This window comes from Kitasatospora sp. NPDC004723 (genome assembly GCF_040609255.1).
GTDB lineage: Bacteria > Actinomycetota > Actinomycetes > Streptomycetales > Streptomycetaceae > Kitasatospora.
Genome location: NZ_JBEXJT010000001.1, coordinates 393,429 through 420,245, shown reverse-complemented (window position 1 = coordinate 420,245; position 26,817 = coordinate 393,429). Strand labels below are relative to the sequence as shown.

The 26,817-nt window shown below is 71.7% G+C and carries 22 protein-coding genes; 9 read left to right on the top strand and 13 right to left on the bottom strand.

Annotated features, from left to right (window positions below):
* The first annotated feature begins 47 nt into the window (after positions 1-47).
* The 5 genes from rfbA to ABZW10_RS01975 all read left to right on the top strand — a co-directional run bounded on the left by rfbA (position 48) and on the right by ABZW10_RS01975 (position 4,876).
* A complete protein-coding gene (gene rfbA, locus ABZW10_RS01995; protein ID WP_355358351.1) occupies positions 48-923 on the top strand; it encodes a glucose-1-phosphate thymidylyltransferase RfbA in 876 nt (291 codons plus the stop codon).
* On the top strand, positions 920-1,519 hold the full coding sequence (locus tag ABZW10_RS01990; RefSeq protein ID WP_355358348.1) for a dTDP-4-dehydrorhamnose 3,5-epimerase family protein: 600 nt from the start codon (positions 920-922) through the stop codon (positions 1,517-1,519). Before rfbA ends, ABZW10_RS01990 begins: the two co-directional genes overlap by 4 nt.
* A 46-nt stretch (positions 1,520-1,565) precedes the next feature.
* A complete protein-coding gene (locus ABZW10_RS01985; protein WP_355358345.1) occupies positions 1,566-2,462 on the top strand; it encodes a glycosyltransferase family A protein in 897 nt (298 codons plus the stop codon).
* Positions 2,463-2,510: 48 nt separating this feature from the next.
* Positions 2,511-3,485: an NAD(P)-dependent oxidoreductase gene (locus ABZW10_RS01980; RefSeq protein ID WP_355358342.1), complete on the top strand. Its 975-nt coding sequence runs from the start codon at positions 2,511-2,513 to the stop codon at positions 3,483-3,485.
* Positions 3,486-3,607: 122 nt separating this feature from the next.
* Positions 3,608-4,876 (top strand): acyltransferase, encoded by a 1,269-nt coding sequence (locus ABZW10_RS01975; protein WP_355358339.1) that lies wholly within the window; start codon positions 3,608-3,610, stop codon positions 4,874-4,876.
* 136 nt (positions 4,877-5,012) lie between these two features.
* On the opposite strand, the gene ABZW10_RS01970 is transcribed toward ABZW10_RS01975, so the two are convergent.
* The 9 genes from ABZW10_RS01970 to ABZW10_RS01930 all read right to left on the bottom strand — a co-directional run bounded on the left by ABZW10_RS01970 (position 5,013) and on the right by ABZW10_RS01930 (position 16,908).
* A complete protein-coding gene (locus ABZW10_RS01970) occupies positions 5,013-5,423 on the bottom strand; it encodes a GtrA family protein (RefSeq protein WP_355358336.1) in 411 nt (136 codons plus the stop codon).
* 45 nt (positions 5,424-5,468) lie between these two features.
* On the bottom strand, positions 5,469-7,880 hold the full coding sequence (locus ABZW10_RS01965) for a hypothetical protein (protein WP_355358333.1): 2,412 nt from the start codon (positions 7,878-7,880) through the stop codon (positions 5,469-5,471).
* 49 nt (positions 7,881-7,929) lie between these two features.
* Positions 7,930-8,946: a glycosyltransferase family 2 protein gene (locus tag ABZW10_RS01960; RefSeq protein ID WP_355358330.1), complete on the bottom strand. Its 1,017-nt coding sequence runs from the start codon at positions 8,944-8,946 to the stop codon at positions 7,930-7,932.
* 288 nt (positions 8,947-9,234) lie between these two features.
* Positions 9,235-11,202 (bottom strand): hypothetical protein, encoded by a 1,968-nt coding sequence (locus ABZW10_RS01955; protein WP_355358327.1) that lies wholly within the window; start codon positions 11,200-11,202, stop codon positions 9,235-9,237.
* A gap of 285 nt (positions 11,203-11,487) precedes the next feature.
* The gene (tuf, locus tag ABZW10_RS01950; RefSeq protein WP_030280743.1) at positions 11,488-12,681 is read right to left on the bottom strand and encodes an elongation factor Tu; all 1,194 of its coding nucleotides are present in this window, start codon (positions 12,679-12,681) and stop codon (positions 11,488-11,490) included.
* 199 nt (positions 12,682-12,880) lie between these two features.
* Positions 12,881-14,986, bottom strand: a complete 2,106-nt coding sequence (gene fusA / locus ABZW10_RS01945; RefSeq protein WP_355358324.1) for an elongation factor G — start codon at positions 14,984-14,986, stop codon at positions 12,881-12,883.
* 39 nt (positions 14,987-15,025) lie between these two features.
* A complete protein-coding gene (rpsG, locus tag ABZW10_RS01940) occupies positions 15,026-15,496 on the bottom strand; it encodes a 30S ribosomal protein S7 (protein ID WP_030055803.1) in 471 nt (156 codons plus the stop codon).
* A gap of 2 nt (positions 15,497-15,498) precedes the next feature.
* Positions 15,499-15,870: a 30S ribosomal protein S12 gene (rpsL, locus tag ABZW10_RS01935; RefSeq protein ID WP_014144289.1), complete on the bottom strand. Its 372-nt coding sequence runs from the start codon at positions 15,868-15,870 to the stop codon at positions 15,499-15,501.
* Between the two features lie 423 nt (positions 15,871-16,293).
* Positions 16,294-16,908, bottom strand: a complete 615-nt coding sequence (locus ABZW10_RS01930) for a DUF1707 and DUF4190 domain-containing protein (RefSeq protein WP_355358321.1) — start codon at positions 16,906-16,908, stop codon at positions 16,294-16,296.
* Positions 16,909-17,221: 313 nt separating this feature from the next.
* Here ABZW10_RS01930 and ABZW10_RS01925 point away from each other — a divergent pair, with 313 nt between their 5' ends.
* Positions 17,222-18,043, top strand: a complete 822-nt coding sequence (locus ABZW10_RS01925) for an ABC transporter ATP-binding protein (RefSeq protein WP_355358318.1) — start codon at positions 17,222-17,224, stop codon at positions 18,041-18,043.
* Complete coding sequence (locus ABZW10_RS01920) at positions 18,040-19,722, top strand: transporter (protein ID WP_355358315.1); 1,683 nt, start codon at positions 18,040-18,042, stop codon at positions 19,720-19,722. Before ABZW10_RS01925 ends, ABZW10_RS01920 begins: the two co-directional genes overlap by 4 nt.
* Before the next feature lie 37 nt (positions 19,723-19,759).
* Here ABZW10_RS01920 and ABZW10_RS01915 read toward each other — a convergent pair whose 3' ends face one another.
* Positions 19,760-19,930 (bottom strand): hypothetical protein, encoded by a 171-nt coding sequence (locus ABZW10_RS01915; protein WP_355358312.1) that lies wholly within the window; start codon positions 19,928-19,930, stop codon positions 19,760-19,762.
* A 519-nt stretch (positions 19,931-20,449) separates the two neighbouring features.
* Here ABZW10_RS01915 and ABZW10_RS01910 point away from each other — a divergent pair.
* Together ABZW10_RS01910 and ABZW10_RS01905 are read left to right on the top strand one after the other, a co-directional pair.
* Complete coding sequence (locus ABZW10_RS01910) at positions 20,450-21,760, top strand: DUF2786 domain-containing protein (RefSeq protein ID WP_355358309.1); 1,311 nt, start codon at positions 20,450-20,452, stop codon at positions 21,758-21,760.
* Between the two features lie 123 nt (positions 21,761-21,883).
* Entirely contained in the window at positions 21,884-22,987 is a 1,104-nt protein-coding gene (locus tag ABZW10_RS01905) for an ADP-ribosylglycohydrolase family protein (protein WP_355358306.1), read from the top strand.
* Positions 22,988-23,036: 49 nt separating this feature from the next.
* Here the strand turns inward: ABZW10_RS01905 and ABZW10_RS01900 are convergent, their stop codons facing one another.
* The 3 genes from ABZW10_RS01900 to ABZW10_RS01890 all read right to left on the bottom strand — a co-directional run bounded on the left by ABZW10_RS01900 (position 23,037) and on the right by ABZW10_RS01890 (position 26,711).
* Complete coding sequence (locus ABZW10_RS01900; protein WP_355358303.1) at positions 23,037-24,356, bottom strand: serpin family protein; 1,320 nt, start codon at positions 24,354-24,356, stop codon at positions 23,037-23,039.
* 120 nt (positions 24,357-24,476) lie between these two features.
* The gene (locus ABZW10_RS01895) at positions 24,477-25,454 is read right to left on the bottom strand and encodes an ADP-ribosylglycohydrolase family protein (RefSeq protein WP_355358917.1); all 978 of its coding nucleotides are present in this window, start codon (positions 25,452-25,454) and stop codon (positions 24,477-24,479) included.
* 42 nt (positions 25,455-25,496) lie between these two features.
* Positions 25,497-26,711: a cytochrome P450 gene (locus ABZW10_RS01890; RefSeq protein WP_355358300.1), complete on the bottom strand. Its 1,215-nt coding sequence runs from the start codon at positions 26,709-26,711 to the stop codon at positions 25,497-25,499.
* Positions 26,712-26,817 lie beyond the last annotated feature (106 nt).

The window sequence follows — 26,817 nt, the reverse complement described above, 5'->3', positions numbered from 1 at the left end:
GAAGGCTGGTTGCGGCCGGGTACGGCAGGCCACGTAAGGTGTGCGCCATGCGCGGCATTCTTCTTGCGGGCGGCACCGGTTCCCGCCTCTGGCCCCTCACCCGGGCAGTCTCGAAGCAGCTTCTTCCGGTCTTCGACAAGCCGATGATCTACTACCCGCTCTCGACGCTGATCATGGCCGGGATCCGCGAGATTCTGATCATCACCACGCCCCAGGACCGGGAGCAGTTCGAGCGCCTGCTCGGCGACGGCTCGCAGTTCGGCCTGGACCTCCAGTACGCCGTCCAGGAGCGCCCCGAGGGCATCGCCCAGGCCTTCGTGCTGGGCGCCGACTTCATCGGCGACGAGCCGGTCGCGCTGATCCTGGGTGACAACATCTTCCACGGCAGCGGCCTCGGCACCCGGCTCGCGCAGCGCACCGACCCCAAGGGCGGCATGGTCTTCGCCTACCCGGTGGCCGACCCGACCGCGTACGGGGTGGTGGAGTTCGACGAGAGCGGCCAGGTCATCTCGATCGAGGAGAAGCCCACCCGGCCGAAGTCCCGCTACGCGGTGCCCGGCCTGTACTTCTACGACAACCGCGTGGTGGAGATCGCCCGCACGATCACCCCGAGCGCCCGCGGCGAGCTGGAGATCACCGCCGTCAACGACGCCTACCTGCAGCGCGGCGAGCTCCAGGTGACCGTCCTGGACCGCGGCACCGCGTGGCTGGACACCGGCACCTTCGTCTCGATGGTGCAGGCCTCGGAGTTCGTCCGGGTCATCGAGGAGCGCCAGGGCTTCAAGATCGGCTGCGTCGAGGAGGCGGCCTGGCGGGCCGGCTTCCTGACCTCCGAGCAGCTGCGCGAGCTGGCGCAGCCGCTGCTGAAGAGCGGCTACGGGCAGTACCTGGTGAACCTGCTGGACGAGGAGAACGCCCGATGAAGTTCCGCGAGCTCTCCATCGAGGGCGCCTGGGAGATCACCCCGCAGCAGCACGGCGACCCGCGCGGCCTGTTCATGGAGTGGTACCGCTTCGACCGGCTGTCCGAGGTGGTCGGCCACCCGCTGCGGATGGCCCAGGGCAACCTCTCGGTCTCCGCCAAGGACGTCGTCCGCGGCATCCACTTCGCCGACGTCGCTCCGGGCCAGGCCAAGTACGTCAGCTGCGTGCGCGGCGCCGTGCTCGACGTGATCGTCGACCTGCGGGTCGGCTCGCCGACCTTCGGCCGCTGGGAGTTCGTCCGCCTCGACGACGTGGACCGCCGCTCGGTCTACATCTCCGAGGGCCTGGGCCACGGCTTCTGCGCGCTCTCCGACGACGCGACGCTCTCCTACGTCTGCTCGGAGACCTACAACCCGACCGGCGAGCACGCGGTGCACCCGCTGGACCCGGACCTGGCGATCGAGTGGCCGGCCGGCACCCCGCAGCTGTCCGCCCGGGACGCCGCCGCGCCGACGCTGGCCGAGGCCGTCGAGACCGGCCTGCTGCCGGACTACGAGGAGTGCCTGCGCTACCGGCGTTCCCTCAGCGGCCAGTAGCCTTCTCGCCGTCCCCCCTACCCGGAAAACACCTGGTGCGCCGCTCATGACAACTCTTGACATCATGCTGCCCTACTACGGCAACGTCGCCCTCATGCAGGCGGCCGTCCGCAGCATCCTGGCCCAGAGCGACCCGAACTGGCGCCTCACCGTGGTGGACGACGGGAAGGAACCGGACGTCCCGGGCTGGTTCGCCGAACTCGGCGACGACCGGGTCTCGTACCAGCGCAACGAGCGGAACCTCGGCGTCACCGGCAACTACCGCAAGTGCCTCGGCCTGGTGCGCGAGCAGCACTTCGTCATGATGGGCACCGACGACATCATGCTGCCGAACTACGTGGAGACCGCCCGGGCCGTCCTCAAGGACAACCCGGACATCGGCATGGTCCAGCCGGGCGTGCAGGTCATCGACGGCGAGGGCGCGCTCACCGAGGGGCTGGTGGACCAGGCGAAGAAGCGGATCTACGCGCCCAAGGTGCAGGGCCGCAAGCTGATGAGCGGGGAGGAGCTGGCGATCAGCCTGCTCCGCGGCAACTGGCTGTTCTTCCCCTCCATCTGCTGGCGCACCGAGGCCGTGAAGGCGGTCGGCTTCCGGGACAACCTGGAGGTCACCCAGGACCTGGCGCTGGTCATCGACCTGCTGCAGACCGGCGAGCAGATGATGATCACCGACAAGGTCATCTTCCAGTACCGTCGGCACGCCGTCAGCATCTCCTCCGCGCAGGCCTTCACCGGCGTCCGCTTCGAGGAGGCCAACCGCTTCTTCCGGGACGTCGCCGACCGCCTGGACGCGCACGGCTGGTCCCGGGCCGCCAAGGCCTCCCGGCTGCACCTGTCCTCCCGGATCCACGCGCTCACCATGGTCCCGGGCGCGGTCAAGAGCCGGCACAGCGAGGGCACCAAGACCCTGCTGCGGCATGTCGCCGGCACCGACCGCTACTGAGCAACGCCCACCGCCCCGTCCGTACCCGACCTACCGGAACCAGAGGCCATGGCCGCTAGCAGCACAGCTCTCCCCCGGGTCGCCGTCCTCGGCGGCACCGGCTTCATCGGGCGCACCATCCTCGCGACGCTCGCGGAGCGGGGTCACCACCTGCTCACCATCGCCCGCAAGGAGCCGGCCGACGCCCTGCCCGGCGACTTCGCCCGGCTGGACCTCACCAACGACCCGCCGGCGGAGCTGGCCGCCCTGCTGGCCGAGCACCGGATCGACGTGGTGGTCAACGCGGCCGGCGGGATGTGGGGCCTGACCGACGAGCAGATGGTCGGGGCCAACGTCGGCATGGTCTCCTCGCTGCTGGAGGCGCTGCGGTCGATGACCGCTCCCCCGCGCCTGGTCCATCTCGGCACGGTGCACGAGTACGGCCTGTGCCCGATCGGCGTCAGCCTCGCCGAGGACTCCGAGCCGCACCCCTCGATGGTGTACGGGCAGCTCAAGCTGCGGGCCACCGAGCTGATCGCGGACGCCGTGCACCAGGACGGCCTGGACGCCGTCGTCCTGCGGCTCGGCAACGTGGTCGGCGCGGGCCAGCCCTCGCACAGCCTGCTCGGCGTCATGGCGGGCAAGCTGGCCGCCGCCCGGGCCGCCGGGACCGCGGCCGAGCTGTCCCTGCAGCCGCTCACCGCCCAGCGGGACTTCGTGGACCTGCAGGACACCGTCGACGCGATCGTCGCCGCCCTGCCGGCCGCCCCGCAGGCCCCGGCCGTGCTCAACGTCGGCCTCGGCCGGGCGAGTTCGGCCCGCGAGCTGGTCGAGCTGCTGATCGAGGTCAGCGAGGTGCCGACGAAGATCACCGAGCTGCCGGCGCCGGACGGCTCCGGCCCGGAGACCGAGTGGCAGCAGCTGGACGTCACCGCGATCGGGCAGGCGCTCGGCTGGGCCCCGCGCCGCCCGCTGCGCGAGGCGGTCCGCACCCTCTGGGAGGACGCGATCAAGGACGCCCACTCCCCGACCGCGGGCCGCTAACGAATCGATCGTCGCGGCGAAGGCTTCCGGCAAGCTCGATAGGATCCCCCAAAGGCCCGATCGGGCCCGTGCGCCGGAGGCCTTCTCCGCGTCTCCACCTCTGGAAAGCATGAACCGCTCTCATGTCTCCTAGGCTCTCCCTGCCAGGCCGTCGCGGAACCCTGGCCGAGCTGTACTCCTCCCGGGCCAACAGCTTCGGTGTGCTCCGGCTGGTGCTCGCCTCCGCCGTCGTCGTCTCCCACATGTACCCGATCGCCTGGGGACGCCTCGACCCGCTGTGGCTCCGCAGCGGCCAGCAGACGGACATCGGGAAGATGTCGGTCATCGGCTTCTTCGTGCTGTCCGGCTTCATGATCGGCGGAAGCGGTGCGCGCAGCACCATCGGCCGCTACTCCTGGCACCGCGCACTGCGCATCCTGCCCGGTCTCTGGGGATCCCTGCTGGTCTCCGTCCTGGTGATCCTCCCCCTGCTGTACCACTGGCAGCACGGCACCCTCGCGGGCTACTGGGACCACCCGCAGGGCCCGGTGAACTACCTCAAGGGCACCTGGAACACCGCGATAAGCACCGGCTGGGACGTCTCCGGCGTGATCGCCGAGGGCCGCAACCGGGGAACCAACTTCGACGCCGGGGTGAACGGCGCGCTCTGGTCGCTGAAGTACGAGATCCTCTGCTACGTCCTGATCGGGCTGCTCGCCGCCGGCGGCGTGCTCCGCCGGGCCCGGAGGTTCGTGCCGCTGCTCGCCCTCGCGCTGGGCGGGCTGATCCTGCGCGACTGGGTGAACGCGCCGTCCCTGCGCGGGATCCCCGGTGACCAGCAGTCCTTCGTCATGGTGCCGTTCCTGGACGCCATGTCGGTGCACATGCTGATCCACCTGGTCTTCGTCTTCCTGATCGGCACGACCTTCCAGCTGTACCGGGACAGGCTGGTCATCCACGACGGCCTGGCCGTGCTCTGCGCCGTCGTCCTCGGCCTCACCCTGTGGGGTGGCGGCGTGTTCGTCTTCGGCTACCCCGCCTTCGCCTACCTGCTCCTCTGGCTGGCCATCCGGCTGCCCCGCCCGTTCCAGAAGATCGGCCGCAAGCGCGACTACTCCTACGGGATCTACATCTACGGGTTCACCGTCGAGCAGGCACTGGCGATCCTCGGCTACGCCAAGTACGGCAAGCCGGCCTACCTGGCCCTGGCGATGGCGGGCACGGTCGCCCTGGCCGCGCTCTCCTGGCACCTGCTGGAGTCCCCGGTGATGAAGGCCAAGAACTGGACCCCCTGGCCGGTGCGCCGGCTCAAGGAGCGCTCGGCGGCCCGGGCCGCCGAGGGGTCCGGGGCCCCGGTGGCGGCCGGCCCCCAGTCGCCCACCGAACCCGTGCAGCCGAAGGTCTCGGCCTGATCGACCCGGCCGGCGCCCGGCGGCGCCGGCCGGGCCCTCCGAACGCGAAAGTGCCTGGTCCGCCACCCCCAAGGGGTGGCGGACCAGGCACTTTGTCGTGACGGACCCGCCCCGGCCGAGCCGGTGCGGCCTCGGCTCAGCGGCCCCGGAAGACCCAGACCTTCATCAGCAGGAAGCGCACCACCGTCGCCAGGCCGTTCGCGACGATCAGCCCGCCCAGCTCGACCACCCGGGAGGCGTCCGGGACGGCCAGGTCGAGCAGGGCCAGCACGCCCGAGCTCAGCCCCAGGCCGATGACGAAGGCCACCGCGCCCTGGAGCTGGTGCCGCAGAGCGCCCTCCGAGCCGGTGATGCCGAAGGTGAAGCGCCGGTTGGCGGCCGTGTTGGCCACCGCGCTGATCGCCAGCGCGATCAGGTTCGCCGCCTGCGAACCGGTGAACAGGCGGGCGACGACGAAGAGCCCCAGGTAGAAGAGGGTGCTCAGGACGCCGATGACCAGGAAGGACGGCAGCTGCCGCTTGGCCGTCGCGGCCGTCTGCGGTGCCACACTCTGGTCGTCCGTGGAAAGCATGCGGGTTACCCGTTCGTCCGGTCAGGCCAGCTCGTACACGACGGTCCGGCCGTTGTCGTAGACCTTGGTGGTGAGTGTGCCGAGCAGTGGTGACTCGGCGCCTGCCTTGCGGTCCACCACCAGGTAGCGCACCCGGTACTCCCGGCGGAGACTGTCGAGCAGTTCCGCCGTCGGCTGGTAGATCGCGTTCTCGTTCCGCTGGAACAGCTCCTGGTCCCAGAAGGGCTGGCCGGAGACGACCCCGCCGCCGCTCTGCGCGACCATGCGGGGCGCGTACGCCCACCCCTCGACCAGGACCGACCGCTCGGAGTACGCGCTCAGCCACTGGGAGCGGTAGTTGCCACAGCGGTCGGTGGTGGTGTAGTTCTCCGTCTCCCAGCAGTGGCTGTTGGTCGCGATGACGTCCGCCGGGTCACTGTGGTTCCGCACCCAGCGGGCCGCGGAGACCTGACTCTGCGGCAGGATCCAGCTGCCCTCCCACACGTACTCCCGGGACTGCAGGACGTCCAGCGCCGTCCCCGGCAGGCCGACCGTGAGCGTCGCCGTGAGCAGGACGATCCCGCCCCGTCCGCGCAGCCGCGGCCAGAACCGGCCGGCGCCCCACCACACCAGGGCTCCGACGGCCGCCGCCGCCGCGAAGACGACCGTCCCGCCGAGCACCGGAAGCAGCGCCGCGTAGGACTTCGGCACGTCGTACGCGCCGGCCGCCTTGGCGACCAGCTCCGCCCAGTCCCGGGCGTGCCGGTAGATGCCCCAGGTGAGCCCGGCCGCCAGCACGAGCACGCCGCCGGCCAGCAGGAACCTGGCCCGGACGGAGAGCGCCGCCCGCTCCGCCGCCTCGCAGTAGCCCCAGGCGGCGAGCAGAGCGCCGAAGGGCGCCGAGGCGATGGTGAAGTAGCTGGAGTTGAAGCCGTTGACCGCCAGGTAGGCGGCCGGACCGGCCACGGCGCCGCCCAGCAGGAACCACTGGGCCGGCTCCAGGTTCAGCCGCCGGTGGCGGAACAGCGGAAGCGCACCGGCCAACCGCACCTGATGGGTGATCACGAACGCCGCCAGCGTGGCGACGACAACGGCCGCCTGGGCCGCGGTGCCGCGCGCCTGCGGCGTGTCGGCCCAGTACTGCTGGACGTTCCCGAAGGCCGCGACCTCCAGGCCGTAGCTCTCGAAGTCGAAGATGACGGCGGTGGCGAAGAGCTGGGCACCGGCGAGGATCGCCCCGAGCCCGACCACCGTCCAGGGGATCCGGCGGCCGGTGACCAGCATCACCAGTCCGGCCAGCGCGAGCCCGGCCAGGGTGACCGGCAGCGTGCTGGCCTTGGCGGCGCTGGAGGCCAGTGCGAAACCCGCCACCAGCACGAAGGCGCCGCGTCCGAAGGCCGGCACCCCCTGCTCGTCGTCCTCGTCCTTCTCCGGGCCGCCCGGCAACGCCTTGCGGCCGATCAGCGCGCCGACCGCGCCCGCCAGGGCCACCAGCAGCGGCTGGCTGTAGGTGAGGGAGAGGCTTCCCCAGGACATCAGCCGGATGGGCGGAAAACCGAAGGTCCAGGAGCTCACGTTGTTCGGGTAGGTGGCGGTGAACTCGCCCACGGCGAAGAACAGCAGCGCCGCGACCGGGCCGGCCCACGCCTTGCCGCTCAGCCGCTGCGCCACCACCGCGATGATCAGGACGGTCAGCGCGCTGAGCGCCGGGACCATCAGGCGCATCCCCACCATCGGCAGGTCGACGTGGCCGACCAGGGAGGTCATCGCCATGTGCGCGAAGGTGAACCAGTGGTAGTGCAGCGGCTCGCCCGCGGCCTGCGGGAAGGTCGGCGGCATGTCGTGCGTGGCGCTCCCGGCGAGCGACAGCATGTACGGGAGGTCGCCGTAGATCCTGGACGAGTCGTCGGTCGGCAGCACGGAGAACCGCGCCAGGTTCGCCTCGTAGTAGTAGAGGACGGTCAGCGCGACCGTGCCGGCGAGGGCCCAGGACCGCCCGGGAGAGAAGGCCCGGTAGCCCCGGGGCCGCCAGTGCCGCCGCAGTCCGGGCACCAGCGCGAACGGGAGCACCACGACCAGCGGCCAGAACGTCGCCACCGACTGGAGGCCCAGGCCGACCAGGACGGCCCAGGCCAGCAGTTCCAGCACCAGGCCGGTGACGGCGCCGAACGCCAAGTCCTCCAGCAGCGTGTAGGGGCGGCGGCGCAGGCTGCGGAAGACCAGCGTGCCCGGCAGCAGCACGCCCCAGAACGCGTAGAAGGTGTAGCGGGCGATGTCGTTGACCGGGGTGTCGGAGGCGAGCAGCGCCGCCACCAGCACCGCGTAGGCCGCGACGCCGGGGAGGAAGCGTACCGCCGTCCGGCCGAGGCTGGCCGGCGCCGAGCCGTCGGGTGACGACCTGTCCGGGAACCGGGCGGGTCGGGAGGCGGTCACGGTCGTGTCGGTGCTGTCCACAGTTCTCGTCTCTCTACCCGGCCCGGCCAGCGGTGCCCGGACTGTGCGGCTAGCGGGCGGCCGAGGACGGCACGGGCCGACGCGACCGGATGTCCTCCTCGGCCGAGTCGAACCCCACGAAGTAGGCCGGGCGGGCCTGCGCGGCGGAGTAGATCCGGCCGACGTACTCACCCAGCAGGCCGATGCAGACGAGCTGGACCGCGCCGAGGAAGAGCATGCCGATGAAGAGCGAGGACCAGCCCGGAACGGTCTTGCCCAGGGCGTACTCGACCGTGGTGTAGACGCCCAGGAGGAAGCAGAGCACCAGGCTCAGCAGGCCCAGCCAGGTGGCGAGCCGCAGCGGCGCCGCCGAGAAGTTGGTGATGCTGTCGACGGCCAGCCGGAGCATCTTGGAGAGCGGGTAGTGCGTCTCGCCGGCGACCCGCTCCTCGCGCACGTAGACGACCTCGCCGCTGGGGAAGCCCAGCCACGGGACCAGCAGCCGGTAGACCGGCTGGTGCTCGGGCATGGCCTTGAGCGCGTCGACCGCGGCCCGGCTGAGCAGGCGGAAGTCGCCGGCCTGGTTCGGCATCTTCTTGCCGACCAGACGGCGCATCAGCCAGTAGTACGCCCCGGCCGTGCGGCGCTTGAAGACGGTGTCGGTGCCGCGGTCGCCGCGCACGCCGTAGACGATGTCGAGGCCCTGCTCGCGGGCGAGCGAGAGCATCTCCGGGATCTTCTCCGGCGGGTCCTGGAGGTCGGCGTCGATGGAGACGACGTAGTCGCCGAAAGCGCGGTGGATGCCGGCCGTCAGCGCCGCCTGGTGCCCGGAGTTGCGCGCGAACCGCACGATCCGGAACTCCGGCCAGTCCTGGTGGACCTTCTGCATGATCGCGGGGGTGGCGTCGGTGCTGCCGTCGTCGATCCCGACGACCTCGTAGTCGATCCCCAGTGCGTCCAGGATCGGCCGCAGGCGCTGAACGGTCAGGGGCAGCGCCTCCTGCTCGTTGTAGATCGGCATGACGACCGACAGCAGCGGCGTGCTCACTCCGGCCGGCCCGTGGTCGTGTCCTGCTGCGTTGAACATCGTTTCTCGCCTGTCCCCATGTGTCCAAGAACGATCTGGCGGCACGGACCGACCGGGACGCCCCCACCAGCCGGACACCCCTGACCCATCGCGTCCGAAGCAACTCTGGACCGTGACGGGGGAGCCTCAATGAGCGGCCAGAATAGCAGGCCTCCGCAGAGCCACCCCCATGGGCCTGAGGGACTTCGGAGCGTTCGTCACGCCGACACGCCGAAAGGCCCCGCACGCCTTTGAAAAGGAGTGCGGGGCCTGGCTGATGACGGTCCCCCCGTCGCCGGGGGCGGCGGCTCAGTCGCCGGGGAAGCTCTTGTTCCACGGGTGGATCCACTGGTTGTCCGGCATGGCGACGACGGTGGCCTTCAGACCGGCGTCGGCGATGTCGCGGCCCATCCGGTCGGCCAGCCCGCGGTCCACGACGACGATGGTCAGCGGCTGCCCCACCTTGGTGATGGCCAGCCGGACGTGCTCCATCGCCGCCTGGTACTCCGGCTCCGGACGCGGGGCCGCACCGATGTTGATCCAGTGGGTCTCGTACAGCGGGAGCACGTCGCCGCCGCGCTCGCGCAGCAGCGCCGCGAGCCAGGTCGACTTCAGGTTCTTGTAGTCGTCGTTCGAGTACAGGGCCATGACCGGGCCCTGGATGTCCTTCAGGTCGGCCAGCACGGTCGCGCCGTCACGCGGGCCGATGTCGCTCCAGGCGTCGCCCCGGCTCCACCCGATCAGCGAGTTGGTGTGCCAGGCCACCGGCCCGCCCTTGAAGGAGTGGACGTTCCACTGCATGCCCGCGAAGAGGCTCAGCGCGGTCGCCACCGCGAGGCCGGAGAGCACACCGTCGGTCGCCAGCCGTCGGCCCCGGGAGGAGCGGACCGGCGCCGGGGTCCGCAGCAGCGAGCCGACCGCGCCCAGCGAGATGAGGGCGACCACGATCGCGCAGCCGGCCAGCTTCTCGAAGTAGTAGGAGTACTCGCCCAGGGTGTTGATCTGGTACCAGCCGAAGCCGAAGACCACGGCGCCGGTGCCGAGCACCACGGCGAGGTGCGCCTGCCCCGCGCCGGTGCGGCGGTTGGTCGGGGCGAGGGCCGCGAACAGGGCCAGCAGCATGCCGCCGACCAGCAGCGTGCGGTCCGCCTCGACGCTCGGGCCGCCGAGGCTCGCGGTGCTCGCGACGTCCAGCTCGGACAGCACGGACACCGCGCTGGGCAGGCCGGCCAGACCGAGGCCGATCGCGCCCATCAGCGCGTAGCGCAGCCACCGGCGGGGGCCGCCGGCGAACCTGCGGCGGTGCACCAGCACGGACAGCACGACGGCGAGGCCGACCGCGGCGCCGAACAGGTTGTAGACGTAGGTGACGGTGATCAGGCCCGCCAGCGCGACCAGCGCGTACTCCGCCCGGCCCATGGCCGGACGGATCAGCAGGGCCAGCGTCACGGTGAACATCAGCAGGCCGATGATCGTCGAGTCGAAGCCGTGGATGACCAGGTAGGTGTAGTTGCTGGCGAGCATCAGCGCCATGACCGTGCCGCAGACCGCGGCGGTGCGCCAGCCGCGCAGTCGCGGCCCGCCGATCCAGCGGGCCGCCCAGACCAGCGCGGTGGCCAGCAGGGTGTACGCCACCAGGACGTACAGCAGGTACCGGTTCATCACGCCGAGCATGGCGCCGGGGTCGGCCGAGGAGTGCACCAGCGAGTCCACCCAGGCCAGCAGGAAGTGGGTGCCCTGCGGGTAGGTCACCTCGGCCGGGGACATCATGTACGCCCGGGCCTCCTCCTGGTGGAGGAAGTTGTAGCCGCCGACGTGCTGGATCCCGGAGAAGTACGAGAAGTGGTTCAGCCGGTCCTCGGCGGTGCTGAAGAAGGACAGCCGCTCCGCGGCGGACTTCCCGGCCAACGGGTGGTGCAGGTAGCGCCAGAAGACGCCGGCAGTGCCGAGCACGAGCAGGTCGGACGGACGCACCCGCAGCGGGACCCGGGGCCGGCGGCGGGCGAGCCAGCCGGTCACCGCGACGGCGGTGAGCAGGGTGCCCGAGGTCGCGACGGGCGAGAGCCCCCACGGCCAGAGCGAGAACAGCAGACCGGACACCAGCACCGAGCCGACCACGATCAGGCCGGCCACCACCAGGCGGTCGAGGAGTCCCCCGCCGACCCGGATGACGGAGGCGACGGCGAGCAGCAGGATCGGGAGCACCACGATGCCGAGCCCGAGCGGGACGAGTGCGGCGGGCACCAGCCAGGCGGCTGCCACGAAGGCCGCCAGCACCGGCAGGCTACGGCGCCCAGGTGCCCCGGCCGGCCTCGGCGGCCCCTCGTCGGCGGCACGGCCCGGCCGCACCCCCTCCGGCGTGGGGAATGTGGTTGCCACGAACGTTGCCCTTCGATCGACCTGGACAGCACAGTGGTTGTCCGAGTACTGACTGATGCCAGTGCCCCCCGGCAACACTGGCCGATCATAGAACAGTCACAAACATGGAAAGACCGAGGGCCCGGCAGACGTGAGTCCACCGGGCCCTCTTCGACCCGAGAGCCGAACGGTCAGAGCGTCGAATTACTTGACGATCTTGGTGACCTGGCCGGCGCCGACGGTGCGGCCACCCTCACGGATGGCGAACTTCAGGCCCTCCTCCATGGCGACGGGCTGGATCAGCGCGACGGTCATGGCGGTGTTGTCGCCCGGCATGACCATCTCGGTGCCCTCGGGGAGGGTCACGACGCCGGTCACGTCCGTGGTACGGAAGTAGAACTGCGGGCGGTAGTTGTTGAAGAACGGGGTGTGGCGGCCACCCTCGTCCTTCGACAGGATGTAGGCCTGGGCCTCGAAGTCGGTGTGCGGGGTGACCGAACCCGGCTTGATGATGACCTGGCCGCGCTCGACGTCCTCGCGCTTGATGCCACGGAGCAGCAGACCGACGTTCTCACCGGCCTGGCCCTCGTCGAGCAGCTTGCGGAACATCTCGATGCCGGTGACCGTGGTGGTGGTCTTCTCGGTCTTGATGCCGATGATGTCGACGGTCTCGTTGACCTTGAGGATACCGCGCTCGATACGACCGGTGACGACGGTGCCACGACCGGTGATCGTGAAGACGTCCTCGATCGGCATCAGGAACGGCTGGTCCACGGCGCGGGCCGGGGTCGGGATGTTCTCGTCGACCGCGTGCATCAGGCCGAGGAGCTTCTCGCCCCACTCCTTGTCGCCCTCCAGCGCCTTCAGCGCGGAGACGCGGACGACCGGCAGGTCGTCGCCCGGGAACTCGTACTCGGAGAGCAGCTCGCGGACCTCGAGCTCGACGAGCTCCAGGATCTCCTCGTCGTCCACCATGTCGGCCTTGTTCAGGGCGACAACGATGTACGGAACGCCGACCTGGCGGGCCAGGAGGACGTGCTCCTTGGTCTGCGGCATCGGGCCGTCGGTGGCGGCGACCACCAGGATGGCGCCGTCCATCTGGGCGGCACCGGTGATCATGTTCTTGATGTAGTCGGCGTGACCCGGGCAGTCGACGTGGGCGTAGTGGCGCGCCTCGGTCTGGTACTCGACGTGCGCGATGGAGATGGTGATACCGCGCTGCCGCTCCTCCGGCGCCTTGTCGATCTGGTCGAACGGCGTGAAGGGGTTGATCTCCGGGTACGCGTCGTGCAGCACCTTGGTGATGGCCGCGGTCAGCGTGGTCTTACCGTGGTCGATGTGACCGATGGTGCCGATGTTGACGTGGGGCTTCGTCCGCTCGAACTTCGCCTTCGCCACTGAGTCCTCCTGAGGACAGTTCCTGTACGCCGTGCTGACGCCAGTTGGTCTTTGATCGGTTTTGGTGCGGGTTGTCCGGAGGACACCCCGTGCCGTCCCGCTGGTGGGGGGGCCGGAGGCCCCGGGAGGATCCGACCGGATCCTCCCGGGTTGCCTCCTAATAGCCTAAGGGGTGGTTATCGTCCCGAAAGTCGGGACGTCACTCGCCCTTGGCCTTCGCGATGATGTCGTCCGCGACGTTCCTCGGAACCTCGGCGTACGAGTCGAACTGCATCGAGTAGCTCGCGCGACCGGAGGTCTTGCTGCGCAGGTCACCGACGTAGCCGAACATCTCGGAGAGGGGCACCAGCGCCGTGACGACGCGGGCACCGTGACGCTCGTCCATGGACCGGATCTGGCCACGGCGAGAGTTGATGTCGCCGATCACGTCGCCCATGTAGTCCTCGGGCGTGGTGACCTCGACGGCCATCATCGGCTCGAGGAGGACCGGCTTGGCCTTCCTCGCGCCTTCCTTGAAGGCCATCGAGCCGGCGATCTTGAACGCGAGCTCGGAGGAGTCGACGTCGTGCGCGGCACCGTCGAGCAGCTTCACGCGGACACCCTGCAGCGGGTAGCCGGCGAGGATGCCGAACTCCATGGCCTCCTGGCAGCCTGCGTCGACCGACGGGATGTACTCGCGCGGAACGCGGCCACCGGTGACCAGGTTGACGAACTCGTAGCCCTCGGCCTGCTCGAGCGGCTCGATCGCGATCTGCACCTTGGCGAACTGACCGGAACCACCGGTCTGCTTCTTGTGGGTGTAGTCGATGCGCTCGACCGCCTGGCGGATGGTCTCGCGGTACGCGACCTGCGGCTTGCCGACGTTGGCCTCGACCTTGAACTCACGGCGCATACGGTCGACCAGCACCTCGAGGTGCAGCTCGCCCATACCCGCGATGATGGTCTGGCCGGTCTCCTCGTCCGTGTTGACCTGGAAGGACGGGTCCTCCTCGGCGAGACGCTGGATGGCGACACCCAGCTTCTCCTGGTCACCCTTGGACTTGGGCTCGATCGCGACGCGGATGACCGGGGCCGGGAAGTCCATGGACTCCAGGATGACCGGGTTCTTCTCGTCGGACAGCGTCTCACCGGTGGTGGTCTGCTTCAGGCCCATGACGGCGATGATGTCGCCGGCGCCCACCGACTCGATCTCCTCACGCTTGTTCGCGTGCATGCGGTAGATCTTGCCGATGCGCTCCTTCTTGCCCTTGACGGCGTTCAGCACCGAGGTGCCGGACTCCAGGCGGCCCGAGTAGACCCGGACGAAGGTGAGCTTGCCGAGGTGCGGGTCCGACATGATCTTGAACGCGAGCGCGGCGAGCGGCTCGTCGTCCGAGGCCTTGCGGGAGATCTTGACGGTGTCGTCGCCCGGCTTGGTGCCCTCGATGGACTCGATGTCCAGCGGGGACGGCAGGTACTTGACGACGGCGTCGAGCAGGGGCTGGACGCCCTTGTTCTTGAACGCGGTGCCGCAGAAGATCGGGGTGAAGTCCGAGTTCAGCGTGCCCTTGCGGATCGCCGTCTGCAGCAGCTCGACCGGGATGTCCTCGCCCTCGAGGGCGAGCTCCATGATCTCGTCGCTGATGTTCGACACGGTGTCGATCAGCGCCTCGCGGTACTCGTCCGCCTGCTCCTGCAGGTCGGCCGGGATGTCGACGACGTCGTACATCTCGCCCTTGGCGGCGTCGGCCGACCAGACCAGCGCCTTCATGCGGACCAGGTCGACAACGCCCTGGAAGTCCGACTCGGCACCGATCGGCAGCTGCATGACCAGCGGGGTCGCGCCGAGGCGGTCCACGATGGTCTTGACGCAGAAGAAGAAGTTGGCGCCCGTGCGGTCCAGCTTGTTGATGAAGCAGATGCGCGGAACGCCGTAGCGGTCAGCCTGCCGCCACACGGTCTCGGACTGGGGCTCGACACCGGCGACACCGTCGAACACCGTCACGGCACCGTCGAGGACGCGCAGCGAACGCTCCACCTCGACGGTGAAGTCGACGTGCCCCGGGGTGTCGATGATGTTGATGGTGTGGTCGGCGTCGTCGACGGTCCAGTGACAGGTCGTCGCGGCCGACGTGATCGTGATGCCGCGCTCCTGCTCCTGCTCCATCCAGTCCATGGTGGCGGCGCCATCGTGGACCTCACCGATCTTGTACGACACACCGGTGTAGAACAGGATCCGCTCGGTGGTGGTGGTCTTGCCCGCGTCGATGTGCGCCATGATCCCGATGTTGCGGACCTTGGCGAGGTCAAGGGAGGTTGCAGCCATGGTGGCTCGTTCTCTCTCTGTCTAGTGACGGGGTACGGACTACCAGCGGTAGTGCGCGAAGGCCTTGTTGGACTCGGCCATCTTGTGGGTGTCCTCGCGACGCTTCACGGAAGCGCCCAGGCCGTTGCTGGCGTCGAGGATCTCGTTCATCAGGCGCTCGGTCATGGTCTTCTCGCGACGGGCGCGCGAGTAACCGACCATCCAGCGCAGCGCCAGGGTGCTGGCGCGGCCCGGACGGACCTCGACCGGAACCTGGTAGGTCGCGCCACCGACACGGCGGGACTTGACCTCGAGGGCCGGCTTGACGTTCTCCAGCGCACGCTTCAGCGTGACGACCGGGTCCGAACCGGTCTTCTCACGGACGCCCTCGAGGGCGCCGTAGACGATCCGCTCGGCGGTGGAGCGCTTGCCGTGCAGCAGGATCTTGTTGACCAGCTGGGTGACGACCGGGGAGCCGTAGACCGGGTCGATGATGACCGGGCGCTTCGGGGCGGGGCCCTTACGAGGCATTCTTACTTCTCCTTCTTGGCGCCGTAGCGGCTGCGGGCCTGCTTGCGGTTCTTGACACCCTGGGTGTCGAGCGAACCGCGGATGATCTTGTAGCGGACACCAGGAAGGTCCTTCACACGACCACCGCGAACCAGCACGATGGAGTGCTCCTGCAGGTTGTGGCCCTCGCCCGGGATGTAAGCGGTGACCTCGATCCCGCTGGTGAGGCGCACACGGGCGACCTTACGAAGGGCCGAGTTCGGCTTCTTCGGGGTGGTCGTGTACACACGCGTGCAGACCCCACGGCGCTGCGGGGAGCCCTTCAGCGCGGGAGTCTTGTTCTTCTCGACCTTGTCCTGCCGGCCCTTTCGGACCAGCTGCTGGATCGTAGGCACCGTTTCTCCGTTTTCTGTGTGCCAAGGCTTGGTGGAACTAACCTGCGGTGATTCCCTCGCACACGGCCCCGTGGTCGACCCACGCGGTCGGGTGTGTTGGGTTTTTTCCGGCACGGAATCCCGTGAGCTGATGTACAGCGACGGCGCTCTACGCGCGGCGCGCTGGGAGGCGCTCCGGCTCGGCGCGGCGACCGGTGTGCATGCACGCACAAGGACCCGGGGACACCCCAGGCACAAGGTCAGAGCGTACCTAGCGCATCGGGCTCGGTCAAAACAAATGCAACGCCGCAGGTGGCGGCCGTCGACCGGATGTCGCACGGGTGTCCCGCGCACGGCCGCCCGGTGTCGGACCGCCCTCTTGCCGCTTTACCACACCGGGGAGGCGGCTGCCACCCGGGACGGCCGCCGCCCGGGCGTCCCGGGTCAGCCGAACAGGACCACCGTGGTCATGATCAGAAGCCAGAAGCCGATCGACAGCCAGCCGAAGACGAGACCGGTGACGGCCATGCCGTCACCCTCCTCGTTGCGCTCCGCCGCCTGCTTGCGGCCGATGTGGCCGGTGATCACGGCCGGCACCCCCAGCAGGCCGCCGGTCGGCACGCAGAGCAGGCCGAGCACCAGCGAGGTCACCGCGACGGCGTTGGTCCGGCGCACCGGCGGCGGGGCCAGGAAGGTCGGCGGCACCGGTGCGGCGACGGGACCGGCCATCGCGGGCGCCATCATCTGCGGGGCCACCATCGGCCCGGACGGCAGGTCGGCGACCAACCGGGCCAGCTGGCCGTAGGTCTGCGCGGTGCTCGCCGCGTCGAACCGGTCGCCGTACTCGGCGGCGCTCAGCCGGCCCTCGGCGAACGCGGCCTTCAGCACGTCCACCGTCCGCTCGCGGTCCGCGGTCGCCGCGCGCATCGCCGACTGCGGCATCGCGCCGTGCTGCGGCGCGTGCATCGGCGGCGCCGGGGGCATCGCCGGTGCGGACGGGGTGGACGCGGGCGGCTTGGCCATCCCGTGGCCCTGCTCACCCCACGGCTGAACGGCCATCCGCCACCTCCCGGTACCCCCGCGCGACCACGGTCCCTCCCCGTTCACTCGACTCTCATAGTGCAGGACGAACGGGCGTCCTGAGTAGTTGCCAATTCCGCGCATCGGCCGGCGTTTTCCCGAAAATCCGTGACGACCCGGCCTCCGCGCGGCCCCGCCGGCCCTCCGTCTCACCCGTTTGGGTCAGACACACCCGGGGCATCGCCACAGGAGACAGGCCCGGCCGGACGGTGGCAGGCTGTCGTCGGACCCGTGTCGATCATGGTTCCTCCGCCGGCCCCGACCGGTCCGACCACCAGTGGAAAGAGCCGCCATGCAGGCGTCAGTGCCGCCGCCGTCCCCCGTCCCCGCCTCCCCCGTGTCCCCGGCCGCACCCTCGGCCGTGTCCATCCAGGGGCTGTGGAAGCACTTCGGCACCCAGGCCGCCGTGGCCGGGCTCAGCCTGGAGCTGCCGGCCGGGGCGTTCGTCGGGCTGGTCGGCCCCAACGGCGCCGGCAAGACCACCACCCTGTCGATGGTCACCGGCCTGCTCCGGCCCGACCAGGGCACCGTGCTCATCCACGGCGCCGACGTCTGGGCCGACCCGGTCGCCGCCAAGTCCCGGATCGGCATCCTCCCCGAGGGCCTGCGCATGTTCGAGCGGCTCAGTGGCCGCGAGCTGCTCCAGTACAACGGCCGGCTGCGCGGCCTGCCCGGCGCCGAGACCGACCGCCGCGCCGAGGAACTGCTCGCCGTCCTCGACCTCGCCGGCCACGCCGACAAGCTGGTCGCCGACTACTCCACCGGCATGCGCAAGAAGATCGGTCTCGCCGCAGCCCTGCTGCACAACCCGGACGTGCTGTTCCTCGACGAGCCCTTCGAGGGCGTCGACCCGGTCTCCGCCCAGACCATCCGCGGCGTGCTCAAGCGGTACGCGGCGGCCGGCTCCACCGTCGTCTTCTCCAGCCACGTCATGGAGCTCGTCGAGCAGCTCTGCGACTGGGTCGCCGTCGTCAGCACCGGCCGGGTCATCGCCCAGGGCCCGCTCGACGCCGTCCGCGGCGGGCGCAGCCTGCACGAGGCGTTCCTGGAGCTGATCGGCGTCCGCGAGGACGACGGCCAGGCACTGGGCTGGCTCGGCGGGGGCGACCGGTGAACTCCCCCACGACGCCGACCTCCGCGACGCCCGCCCCCACCGCGCCGGCCGCCGCCGCGCACACCGGGGTGCCCGCCGACCGCACGGTCGTGCGCACCCTTGTCTCGCTCAAGCTCCGGCTGCTGCGCAACGGCCTGCGCCGCAACCGCGGCCGCGCCGTCCTCTACGCGCTCGGCACCGTCCTCGGCCTGCTGTTCGCCGCCGGGATCGCGCTCGCCCTGGCCATGCTGTCGCACGCCGTCGACAGCGGCTCCGCCGGCGACGCGGGCGTCGTCCTCACCGGCGCGCTGGCCCTCGGCTGGGCCGCGATACCGCTGTTCCTCTTCTCCAGCGACGAGAGCGCCGACCCGACCCGGCTCACCATGCTGCCGCTGCGGCCCGGACCGCTGCTGCGCGGCTCGATGCTGGCCGCCCTGATCGGCCCCGGACCGCTGGTCAGCCTGGTCCTGCTCACCGGTGCCGCGCTCTCCGGCGCCGCCGGTGGCGCTTCGGCGGCCACCGGGGTGGTCGGCGTGCCGCTCGCCGTGCTCACCGTCGTCGTCCTCTCCCGCGCGGTCGCCGCCGGCAACGCCCGACTGCTCTCCAGCCGGCGCGGCAAGGACTTCGCCGTCTTCGGCGGCCTGCTCTTCGCGCTGCTGGTCCAGATCGCCAACGTCGGCTCGCAGAGCGTCTTCGGCAAGCCCGGCGCCGACGGCCTCGACCTCGAACCGCTCGCCCCGATCGCCGCCGTGCTGCGCTGGATCCCGCCGGTCTCCGCCGTCGACGCCGTCCGCACCGCCGGCGAGGGCCGGTACGCGCTGGCGCTGCTCCAGCTCGCCGCCACCGCCGCACTGCTCGTCCTGCTGCTGCGCTGGTGGCGGGCCAGCCTCCAGCAGCTGATGGTCACCGCCGACGCCTCGACGGTGGAGGTGGTGCGCGGCGTCCACGAGTCGCGGCGCGGCTGGCGCTTCCTGCCGGACGGCCGGGTCGGCGCCGTGATGCAGCGCCACCTGCGGTACGCCTGGCGCGAGCCGCGGGCCAAGGCCGCCGTCTTCACCAGCATCGGCATGACGCTGGTGATCTGCGTGCTGTCGATCGTCCAGGGCTGGTCCACGGTCTACCTGGTGGCGATCACCGGGATGTTCCTCGGCCTGCAGATGCTCAACCTGTTCGGCATGGACGGCTCCGCCTTCTGGATGGTCGCCGCCACCCTGCTCACCCCCTCCGACGCCCGTGACGAACTGCGCGGCCGCGCGCTCGCCCTGCTGTCCTACGCCGTCCCGGTCACCCTGGTACTCGCCGTCGTCCTCGCCGGCACCACCGGCGACTGGTCCGGCCTGCCCTCGGCCGTCGGCGCCGCCTTCGCCCTGCTGGGCAGCGGCATCGCCATCGGCGCGGTGCTCAGCGTGCTCGCGCCGTACACCATGCCCGCCGACAACAACCCGATGCGCAACGCCGCGCCCGGCCAGGGCGGCCTGGTGATGCTCAACAGCTTCGGCTCGATGTTCGGCAGCGTCCTCCTCGCCTCCCCCGCCATCGGCTACCTCGGCTGGGCCCTCGCCACCGACGCCCCCACCTGGCCCCTCCTGTTCGCCGGCCCCCTCTACGGCGCCGTCGTCGCCGCCCTCGGCCTGCGCCTCGCCGCCGGCCGGCTCCTGGAGCGCCTCCCCGAGATCCTCGCCAAGGCCGTCGAACGCTGACCCCGACCCCACCGAACCGCACACAGCACCAACTGCCTCACCCCCCACGAAAGTCGGCCCCGCCGACTTCCTGTTCACCGGCGAAGGCACCGGCGACGGCAGAGAAACGTTCCGCCGCCACCGACCGCCTGTGCAGGAAGTCGGCCACGTCGACTTCCCACTCGCACTGGTGAAGCACCATCGGATCACCACCACCGAAGTCAGGCACCCCAGCAGCAGAGAAACGTTTCACCACCGCCGGCCGCCGGCCGCCGGAGCAGGAAGTCGGCCACGTCGACTTCCCGCTCCGGCCCGTCCGATCCGCCCGCGACGAGCGCGCGGTGCGGGCGGCGGTAGGGGTCAACAGGTGTGGAGCAGGAAGTCGGAGGGGCCGACTTTCTACGCCCTATCGGGCTTTCCGCGACCAGGAACGGCAGCGGCGAGGCACAGCCGAAGCCGCTGCCGGCATCTCCGGTGGGTCGGGCGGCTCCGGCGGAGTGGGAAGTCGGCCACGTCGACTTTCCACTCCTCGGCGGTCCCTGCCCGGGAGGGAGGCAGCGGGCTGTGGGTGGTTGCCCCTCGCTCGGGCTGAGCGCGGGGCAATCGGGCCCGGAGAAGTTGCGGCGGAGGGGGAAGTCGGCCCCGCCGGCGGTGGGACTGTGCGTGGTCGTGGGGTTGCTGGGCCGGCGGGGGGTTCGGGGGGTTCCGGCATCATGGGTGGGAGGTATGGGACCCGGAGGTAGGCGGCGTGGGCAGGCGGAAGCAGCAGGACGGTGGTGGCGGCGGGGAGGCCGGGGCGCTGCTGGAGATGGCGGTGCGGGGCGTGGTGACGGCTCCGGAGGAGGGGCTGGACCTCGCGCTGGACACCGGGGCCTCGCTGCTGGCGGCCTCCGCCGGGCAGTGGCCGGCGGTGAGCCGGGCGGTGCTGGGGTACGCGGACACGGCGGTGGGGCGGTGCTGGTCGGCCGGGTGGCGGCCGGCGGACCTGGTGCGGGTGGTGCGACGCGAGCTGAAGCCGGTGCACCTGGCGCTCGCCGTGGACCTGATCGCCGCCGAGGGCCGCCGCTACCCGGCCGCCGCGGCGGACCGGCGCTGGCAGGAGCAGCTGCGCGAGCTGGAGAGCGAGGTCTGGTGGCCGTCCGACGAGGGCTACCTGCCCGCGCTCGCCCAGCGGCACCGCCTCGACCGCTTCGCGCTGGCCACCGCGTTGCTGGAGCTGCTGCGCAGCTGGGGCCGGCTGCCTCCGATCGCCCCGGTGGGTCCTGCCCCCGGGCAGACGGCACAGCCCGGACGCCCGGACCGCAGGCCGCGCGGCCCGGTGACCGGCGAGCCACGGATGCTGTCGCGGATCCGGGCGCTGCTCGCGAAGGCGGAGTCCACCGACTTCCCCGAGGAGGCCGAGGCGCTGACCGCCAAGGCCCAGCAGCTGATGGCCCAGCACAGCATCGACGAGGCCCTGCTCGCCGTCGACGGCGCCGACCCGCACGCGCCGGGCGCGCTGCGGATCGGCGTGGACAACCCGTACGAGGGCCCGAAGACGATGCTGCTGGACGCGGTCGCGGCCGCCAACCGCTGCCGCGTGATCTGGGCGAAGGAGTTCGGCTTCTGCACCGTGATCGGCTTCGACGCCGACCTGGACGGCGTCGAGCTGCTCTACACCTCGCTCCTCGTCCAGGCGACGCACGCGATGCAGCAGGCCGGCGCCCGCCAGCACCTGGACGGCGCCTCCCGCACCAAGGCGTTCCGGCAGTCCTTCCTGGTGGCGTACGCCGCCCGGATCCGCGAGCGGCTGGCCGAGGCGACCGAGCGGACGACCAGCGACGCCGCCGCCGGCCGGCACCTGCGCGAGGACGGCACGGCCGAGCAGCTGGTGCCGGACGAGCGGCTGCTGCCGGCCCTGAAGGCCCGCACCGAGGCGGTGGACCAGGAGGTGGACCGGATGTTCCCCAAGCTGGTGTCGCAGCGCGTGCGGGTGAGTGACGGCGAGGGCTGGGCGGCGGGCCGCGCGGCCGCGGACCGGGCGTCCCTGCGCGGACGCTCCGGGGAGATCCGCGGCTGAGGCCGGCCGCCGGGGTCCGGAGCCGGATCCGCGGCCGAGATCCGTGGCAGCAACCCGGGCGCCTGGTACAACAGGTCCCGGGCAACCGACGAGGGGCGGGCAGGCAGAGTGGGTACCGAGACGGTGAGTACGGAGACGGGGTTCCGGGACCGGGTGCGCGGGGCGCTGCTCGGCGGGGCGATCGGGGACGCGCTGGGCTGGCCGGTGGAGTTCCAGCAGCTGCAGCAGATCCGCGAGCGCTTCGGCCCGGACGGCGTGACGGGTCTGCCGGGCGGCGGCCGGGTCGCCGAGGTCACCGACGACACCCAGATGACGCTGTTCACCGCCGAGGGTCTGATCCGCGGCTTCGTGCGCGGCTGGTCGGGCGGCGGCGGTTCGGTGCCGGAGGCGGTGCACGGCGCGTACCGGCGCTGGCTGCTCACCCAGGAGCACGGGGCGCCGGACCGCGAGCCGCTGGCCCACCCGTACGACGGCTGGCTGTTGCGCGAGCCGTTCCTGTACGCGCGGCGGGCGCCGGGCAACGCCTGTCTGACCGGGGTGCAGTACCACCCGGTGTTCGAGCCGCCGGTGGCGCTCGGGCAGCCGGGGCCGATCAACGCGCACTCCAAGGGCTGCGGCACGGTGATGCGCTCGGCGCCGTTCGGGCTGGGCCGGCTGGGGGCGGAGCAGTCGTTCGGGCTGGCCGCGCAGTGCGCGCAGCTGACCCACGGGCATCCGACCGGCTACCTGGCGGCGGGCGCGTTCGCGGCGCTGGTGGAGCGGCTGGCGGCCGGGACGGAGCCCTGGGCGGCGGTCGGCGAGACGGTGGAGCAGACCCGGGAGTGGCCGGCCTCGAAGGAGACGGTGCAGGCGCTGGCCCGGGCGGTGCGGGTGGCCGAGGAGTCGGAGCCGTCGGCGGAGGCGGTGGAGCGGGTGGGGCTGGGCTGGATCGCCGAGGAGTGCCTGGCGATCGCGGTGTACTGCCTGCTCGCGGCGGCCGGCGGGCCGGATCCGGTCCGGTCGGCGCTGCTGCTGTCGGTGAACCACTCGGGGGACAGCGACTCGACCGGTGCGGTCTGCGGCAACCTGGTCGGCGCGGCGTACGGCGCGAGCGCGCTGCCGGCCGACTGGGCGGAGGCGGTGGAGGGCCGGGAGGCGCTGCTGCGGACGGCGGACGACCTGCTGGTGCTGTTCGGCAGCCGAGAGCCGGGCCACCCGGCGCTCGGGGACCGCTACCCGGCCGGATAGCACGCCCTCACGTCGGCGCCCTCACGTCGGCACCCCCGCTCCGGCAGCCTCACTTCGCGGCGGCGGACGGGTCGGTGACCTGACCGAGGAAGAGCGGCCGCCCGTCGGCGGTGTCCCGGATCAGGAAGAGGAACGGCCGGTCGATGTGCAGCTCGACCGGGTTGATCGGCACGGGCGCGGCCATCACGTCCACCCCGACGCCGCTGCCGGCCGCCGCGACCGTGCCCTGCTCGTCGACCTGCACGGTGGCCTTCTGGACGACGGTGCTGATCGCGAGCCGCCCGTCGCCGTCCGGCCCGCGGATGCCGGAGAGGTCGGCGGACGGGCCAAAGGCGGCCTGGACGCCGAGGGCCCGCAGGGTGGGCGTGAGCTCGTTCGCGGTGTCGAAGTGGAACTTCGGCAGGGTGAGGTCGACGGTCCGCGGGGCGAGCGCGCCGAGGATCCGGTCCAGCTCCGGCTGGTCCAGGCCCTTGCGGAAGGCCGCGAAGCCGCCCTGCCCGGGCACCACCAGGTCCATCGCCAAGGTGCTTCCCGCGTAGGGCAGTTCGACGGCCTGCCAGGGTTCGCCGAGGATGCCGCCGGAGCCCTCGGCATAGCGCAGGCCGGTGGTCTGGGCCATGGTGCGGACGGCCGTCCCGGTGCCGTCGAGGCGGTGGAACGGCCGGTCGGTGGTCTTCCCGGCCTTGAAGGGCTCGGCCCAGTCGGCCTTCAGGTAGAGCGCGTCGGTGAGCGCGAGCCGGGTGTCCGGGTTGATCTGCCCCTGGGCGAAGAGGTTCTTGATCCGGCCCTCGGTGGCCTTCTCGACGACGCCGTTGACGGCCTTGCGCGCGCCCTCCGGGTCCTTGCGGAAGTCGGCGGTGTGCACGCCGGTGCCGAAGGCGGCGGCCAGCACGCCGAGGTAGTGCCGGTCGAGCGGCTCGTCGCGCTGGGACCAGAGGTCGTCGGACTGCCGCAGGACGGTCCCGCCCTTGCCGGACGGCGTCACGGGGCGGTTCAGGGCGCCGACGGCGAGCGCGTACTGCTCGGGGGTGAGCCCGGTGTGCAGCGCCGCGGCGAGTTCGTCGGCGGTGGTACCGCGGGCGCCGGGCAGCACCATGGCGAGGGCGGTGGCCAGGCCGGACGGCGAGAGCACCAGGTTGCCGCCGCCCGCGGCGGGGTCGGCGGTGAGGGTGTGCAGCAGGTCGAGGCCGAAGGCACCGGTGGCCGCGGCGGTGGCGGCGACCTGCCCGGGGTCGGCGGGCGGCAGCGTCACGGGCTCGACCCGGACCACGGCCGTGCCGCCGCCGGAGGAGCCGCAGGCGGTGAGCAGGGCCGCGCAGCAGAGCAGGAGCACCGCCGGACGGCGGGTGCGGGCGGACGTCGCGGGCATGGCCGGCCTGCCTCCCGGGTCACGGTGCGGGCCGGTGCCCGCGCCTGGGTACCGGTTGGACGCGGCCGGCCCGCAACCGGTTCCCCGGGTCGGCAGGCCGAAGAGGACCGGGCGGATCGGTCAGTCCCAGAGCGCGCCGAACTCCAGCAGTTCGTCCCGGTACTCGATCCGCTCCACCCACCCGGCCGGCCAGGCGTCGGCGCCCAGGTGGGCACCGACGAAGGCGCCGGTCAGGCAGGCGATCGAGTCGGAGTCCCCGGAGGAGTACGCGGCCCGGCGGACGGCGGCCACCGGGTCGTCCGGCAGCAGCAGGAAGCAGAGCAGCCCGGTGGCGAGCGCCTCCTCGGCGATCCAGCCCTCGCCGGTGGCCAGGCAGGGGTCGGCCTCGACGTCCGGCGCCGCGAGCGCGGCGTCCAGCCGGTCGAGCACCGCCAGGCACTCGTCCCAGCCCCTGGTGATGAACGCCTCGGCCGTACGGTCCTGGGCGTGCTCGGCGAGGTCCCCGAGCCAGAACGCGTCGTAGCGGCCGCGGTTCTCGAGCGCGTACGCCCGCAGCGCGGCGGTCAGACCGGCCGGCGGCAGGCCCCCGGCGAGCCTGCGGACGGCGTACGCGGTGAGGTCGGAGGCGGCGAGCGCGGTCGGGTGGCCGTGGGTGAGCCCGGACTGGAGCTGGGCGGCGCCGGCGGCCTGGGCCGGGGTCAGCTCCCGGACCAGGCCGACCGGGGCGACCCGCATATTGGCGCCGCAGCCCTTGGAGCCGACGTCGCTCGCCGTCTGCCAGCGGCGTTCGGGCGTGCTGAGCCGCCGGCAGGACCGCAGGCAGGTCATCCCGGGGGCACGGGTGTTCTGCGGGGAGCGCCACCAGTCGACGAACTCCTCGCGCAGCGGCCGCTCCAGGCGCAGCGGGGTGAGCGGCCCGCGGGCCAGCGCGGTGCGCAGACCGCGGGCGAGGGCGAGCGTCATCTGGGTGTCGTCGGTGACCAGTGCCCGCTTCGGCAGCGGCAGTTGCCGCCAGTCCGGCCACTGCCAGGCGATCGTCTCCACGTCGTCGAACTCGGTGTGCTTGCCGAGCGCGTCGCCGATCGCCAGCCCCAGCATCGCCCCCGTCGCCCTGCCGCCCACGGCCGCTCCCCTCTTCCGCTACATCTCGACCAGCAGCTCCTTCAGCCCCCGGATCACGTAGCCCGGCTGCCACTCGGGCTCGCGGACCAGCCGCAGGCCCGGGGCCCGGCGGAGCAGGGTGCCGTAGGACTCAGTGAGCTCCAGTCTGGCGAGCGGAGCGCCGAGACAGAAGTGGATTCCGGCGCCGAAGGTGATGTGCGGGTTGTCGGTGCGGCCGAGGTCCAGGCGGTCGGGGTCGGTGAAGCGCTCCGGGTCGCGGTTGGCGGAGCCGAAGAGCAGGGCGACCTCGGAGCCGCGCGGGATGGTGACGCCGCGGACCTCGATGTCCTCCAGCACCCAGCGCTCGAACATCTGCAGCGGGGTGTCCCAGCGCATCAGCTCCTCGACGGCGGTGGGCAGCAGCCCGTCGACGTCGGCGCGCAGCCGGGCCAGCTCCTCGGGGTGGCGGAACAGCGCCCACCAGCCGTTGCCGGTGGTGTTGACGGTCGCCTCGTGGCCGGCGTTGAGCAGCAGCACGCAGGTGGAGATCATCTCCTGCTCGCTGAGCGCGTCCGAGCCCTCCTGGGCCTGGATGAGTGCGCTGATCAGGTCCCCGCCGGGGGCGGACCGGCGCTCGCGGATCAGGGCGCGCAGGTAGTCGGAGAACTCGGTGCTCGCGGTGACGGCCCGGCGGGCGACCTCCTCGGACGGGTTGAGCTCGAACATCCCGGTGATGTCGGCGGACCACGGGCGCAGCAGGTGCCGGTCGGACTCCGGGACGCCGAGCATCTCGGCGATCACCGCGACCGGCAGCGGCTCGGCGACGGCGGCGATCAGGTCGCCGCCGCCGTCCGCGAGCAGTCCGTCGACGAGTTCGCCGGCCAGGCGCTGGACGGTGGGGCGAAGGCCCTCGACCATGCGCGGGGTGAAGGCCTTGGAGACCAGCCGGCGGATCCGGGTGTGGTCCGGGGCCTCAAGGTCGAGCAGGCCGTTGTCGTTGAGGGTGTGGAACGGCTCGTGCGCCGGGTCGGGCTCGGGGCGGCCGAACTCCTGGTGGCTGAACCGGTGGGTGTAGGTGCGGCCGAGCCGGCGGTCGCGGAGCAGCGCGCTGACGTCCTCGAAGCGCGAGACCAGCCACTGGTCGGTGGGTTCGAAGTACGTCACGGGGGCCTGCTCGCGCAGGGTGGCGTAGGCGTCGTAGGGGTGGGCCACGAACGCCGCCGACCAGGGGTCGAAGTTCGCCGTCGTCGTCATCGGTCGATCACTCCAGGCCATGAGGGGGGAGCCGGAAGGATCATCGTACGCATGCGCTCCGTCCGGCCCCCCGGCCCCGTCGACCCGGCCTGGCCTGCGACCCCGT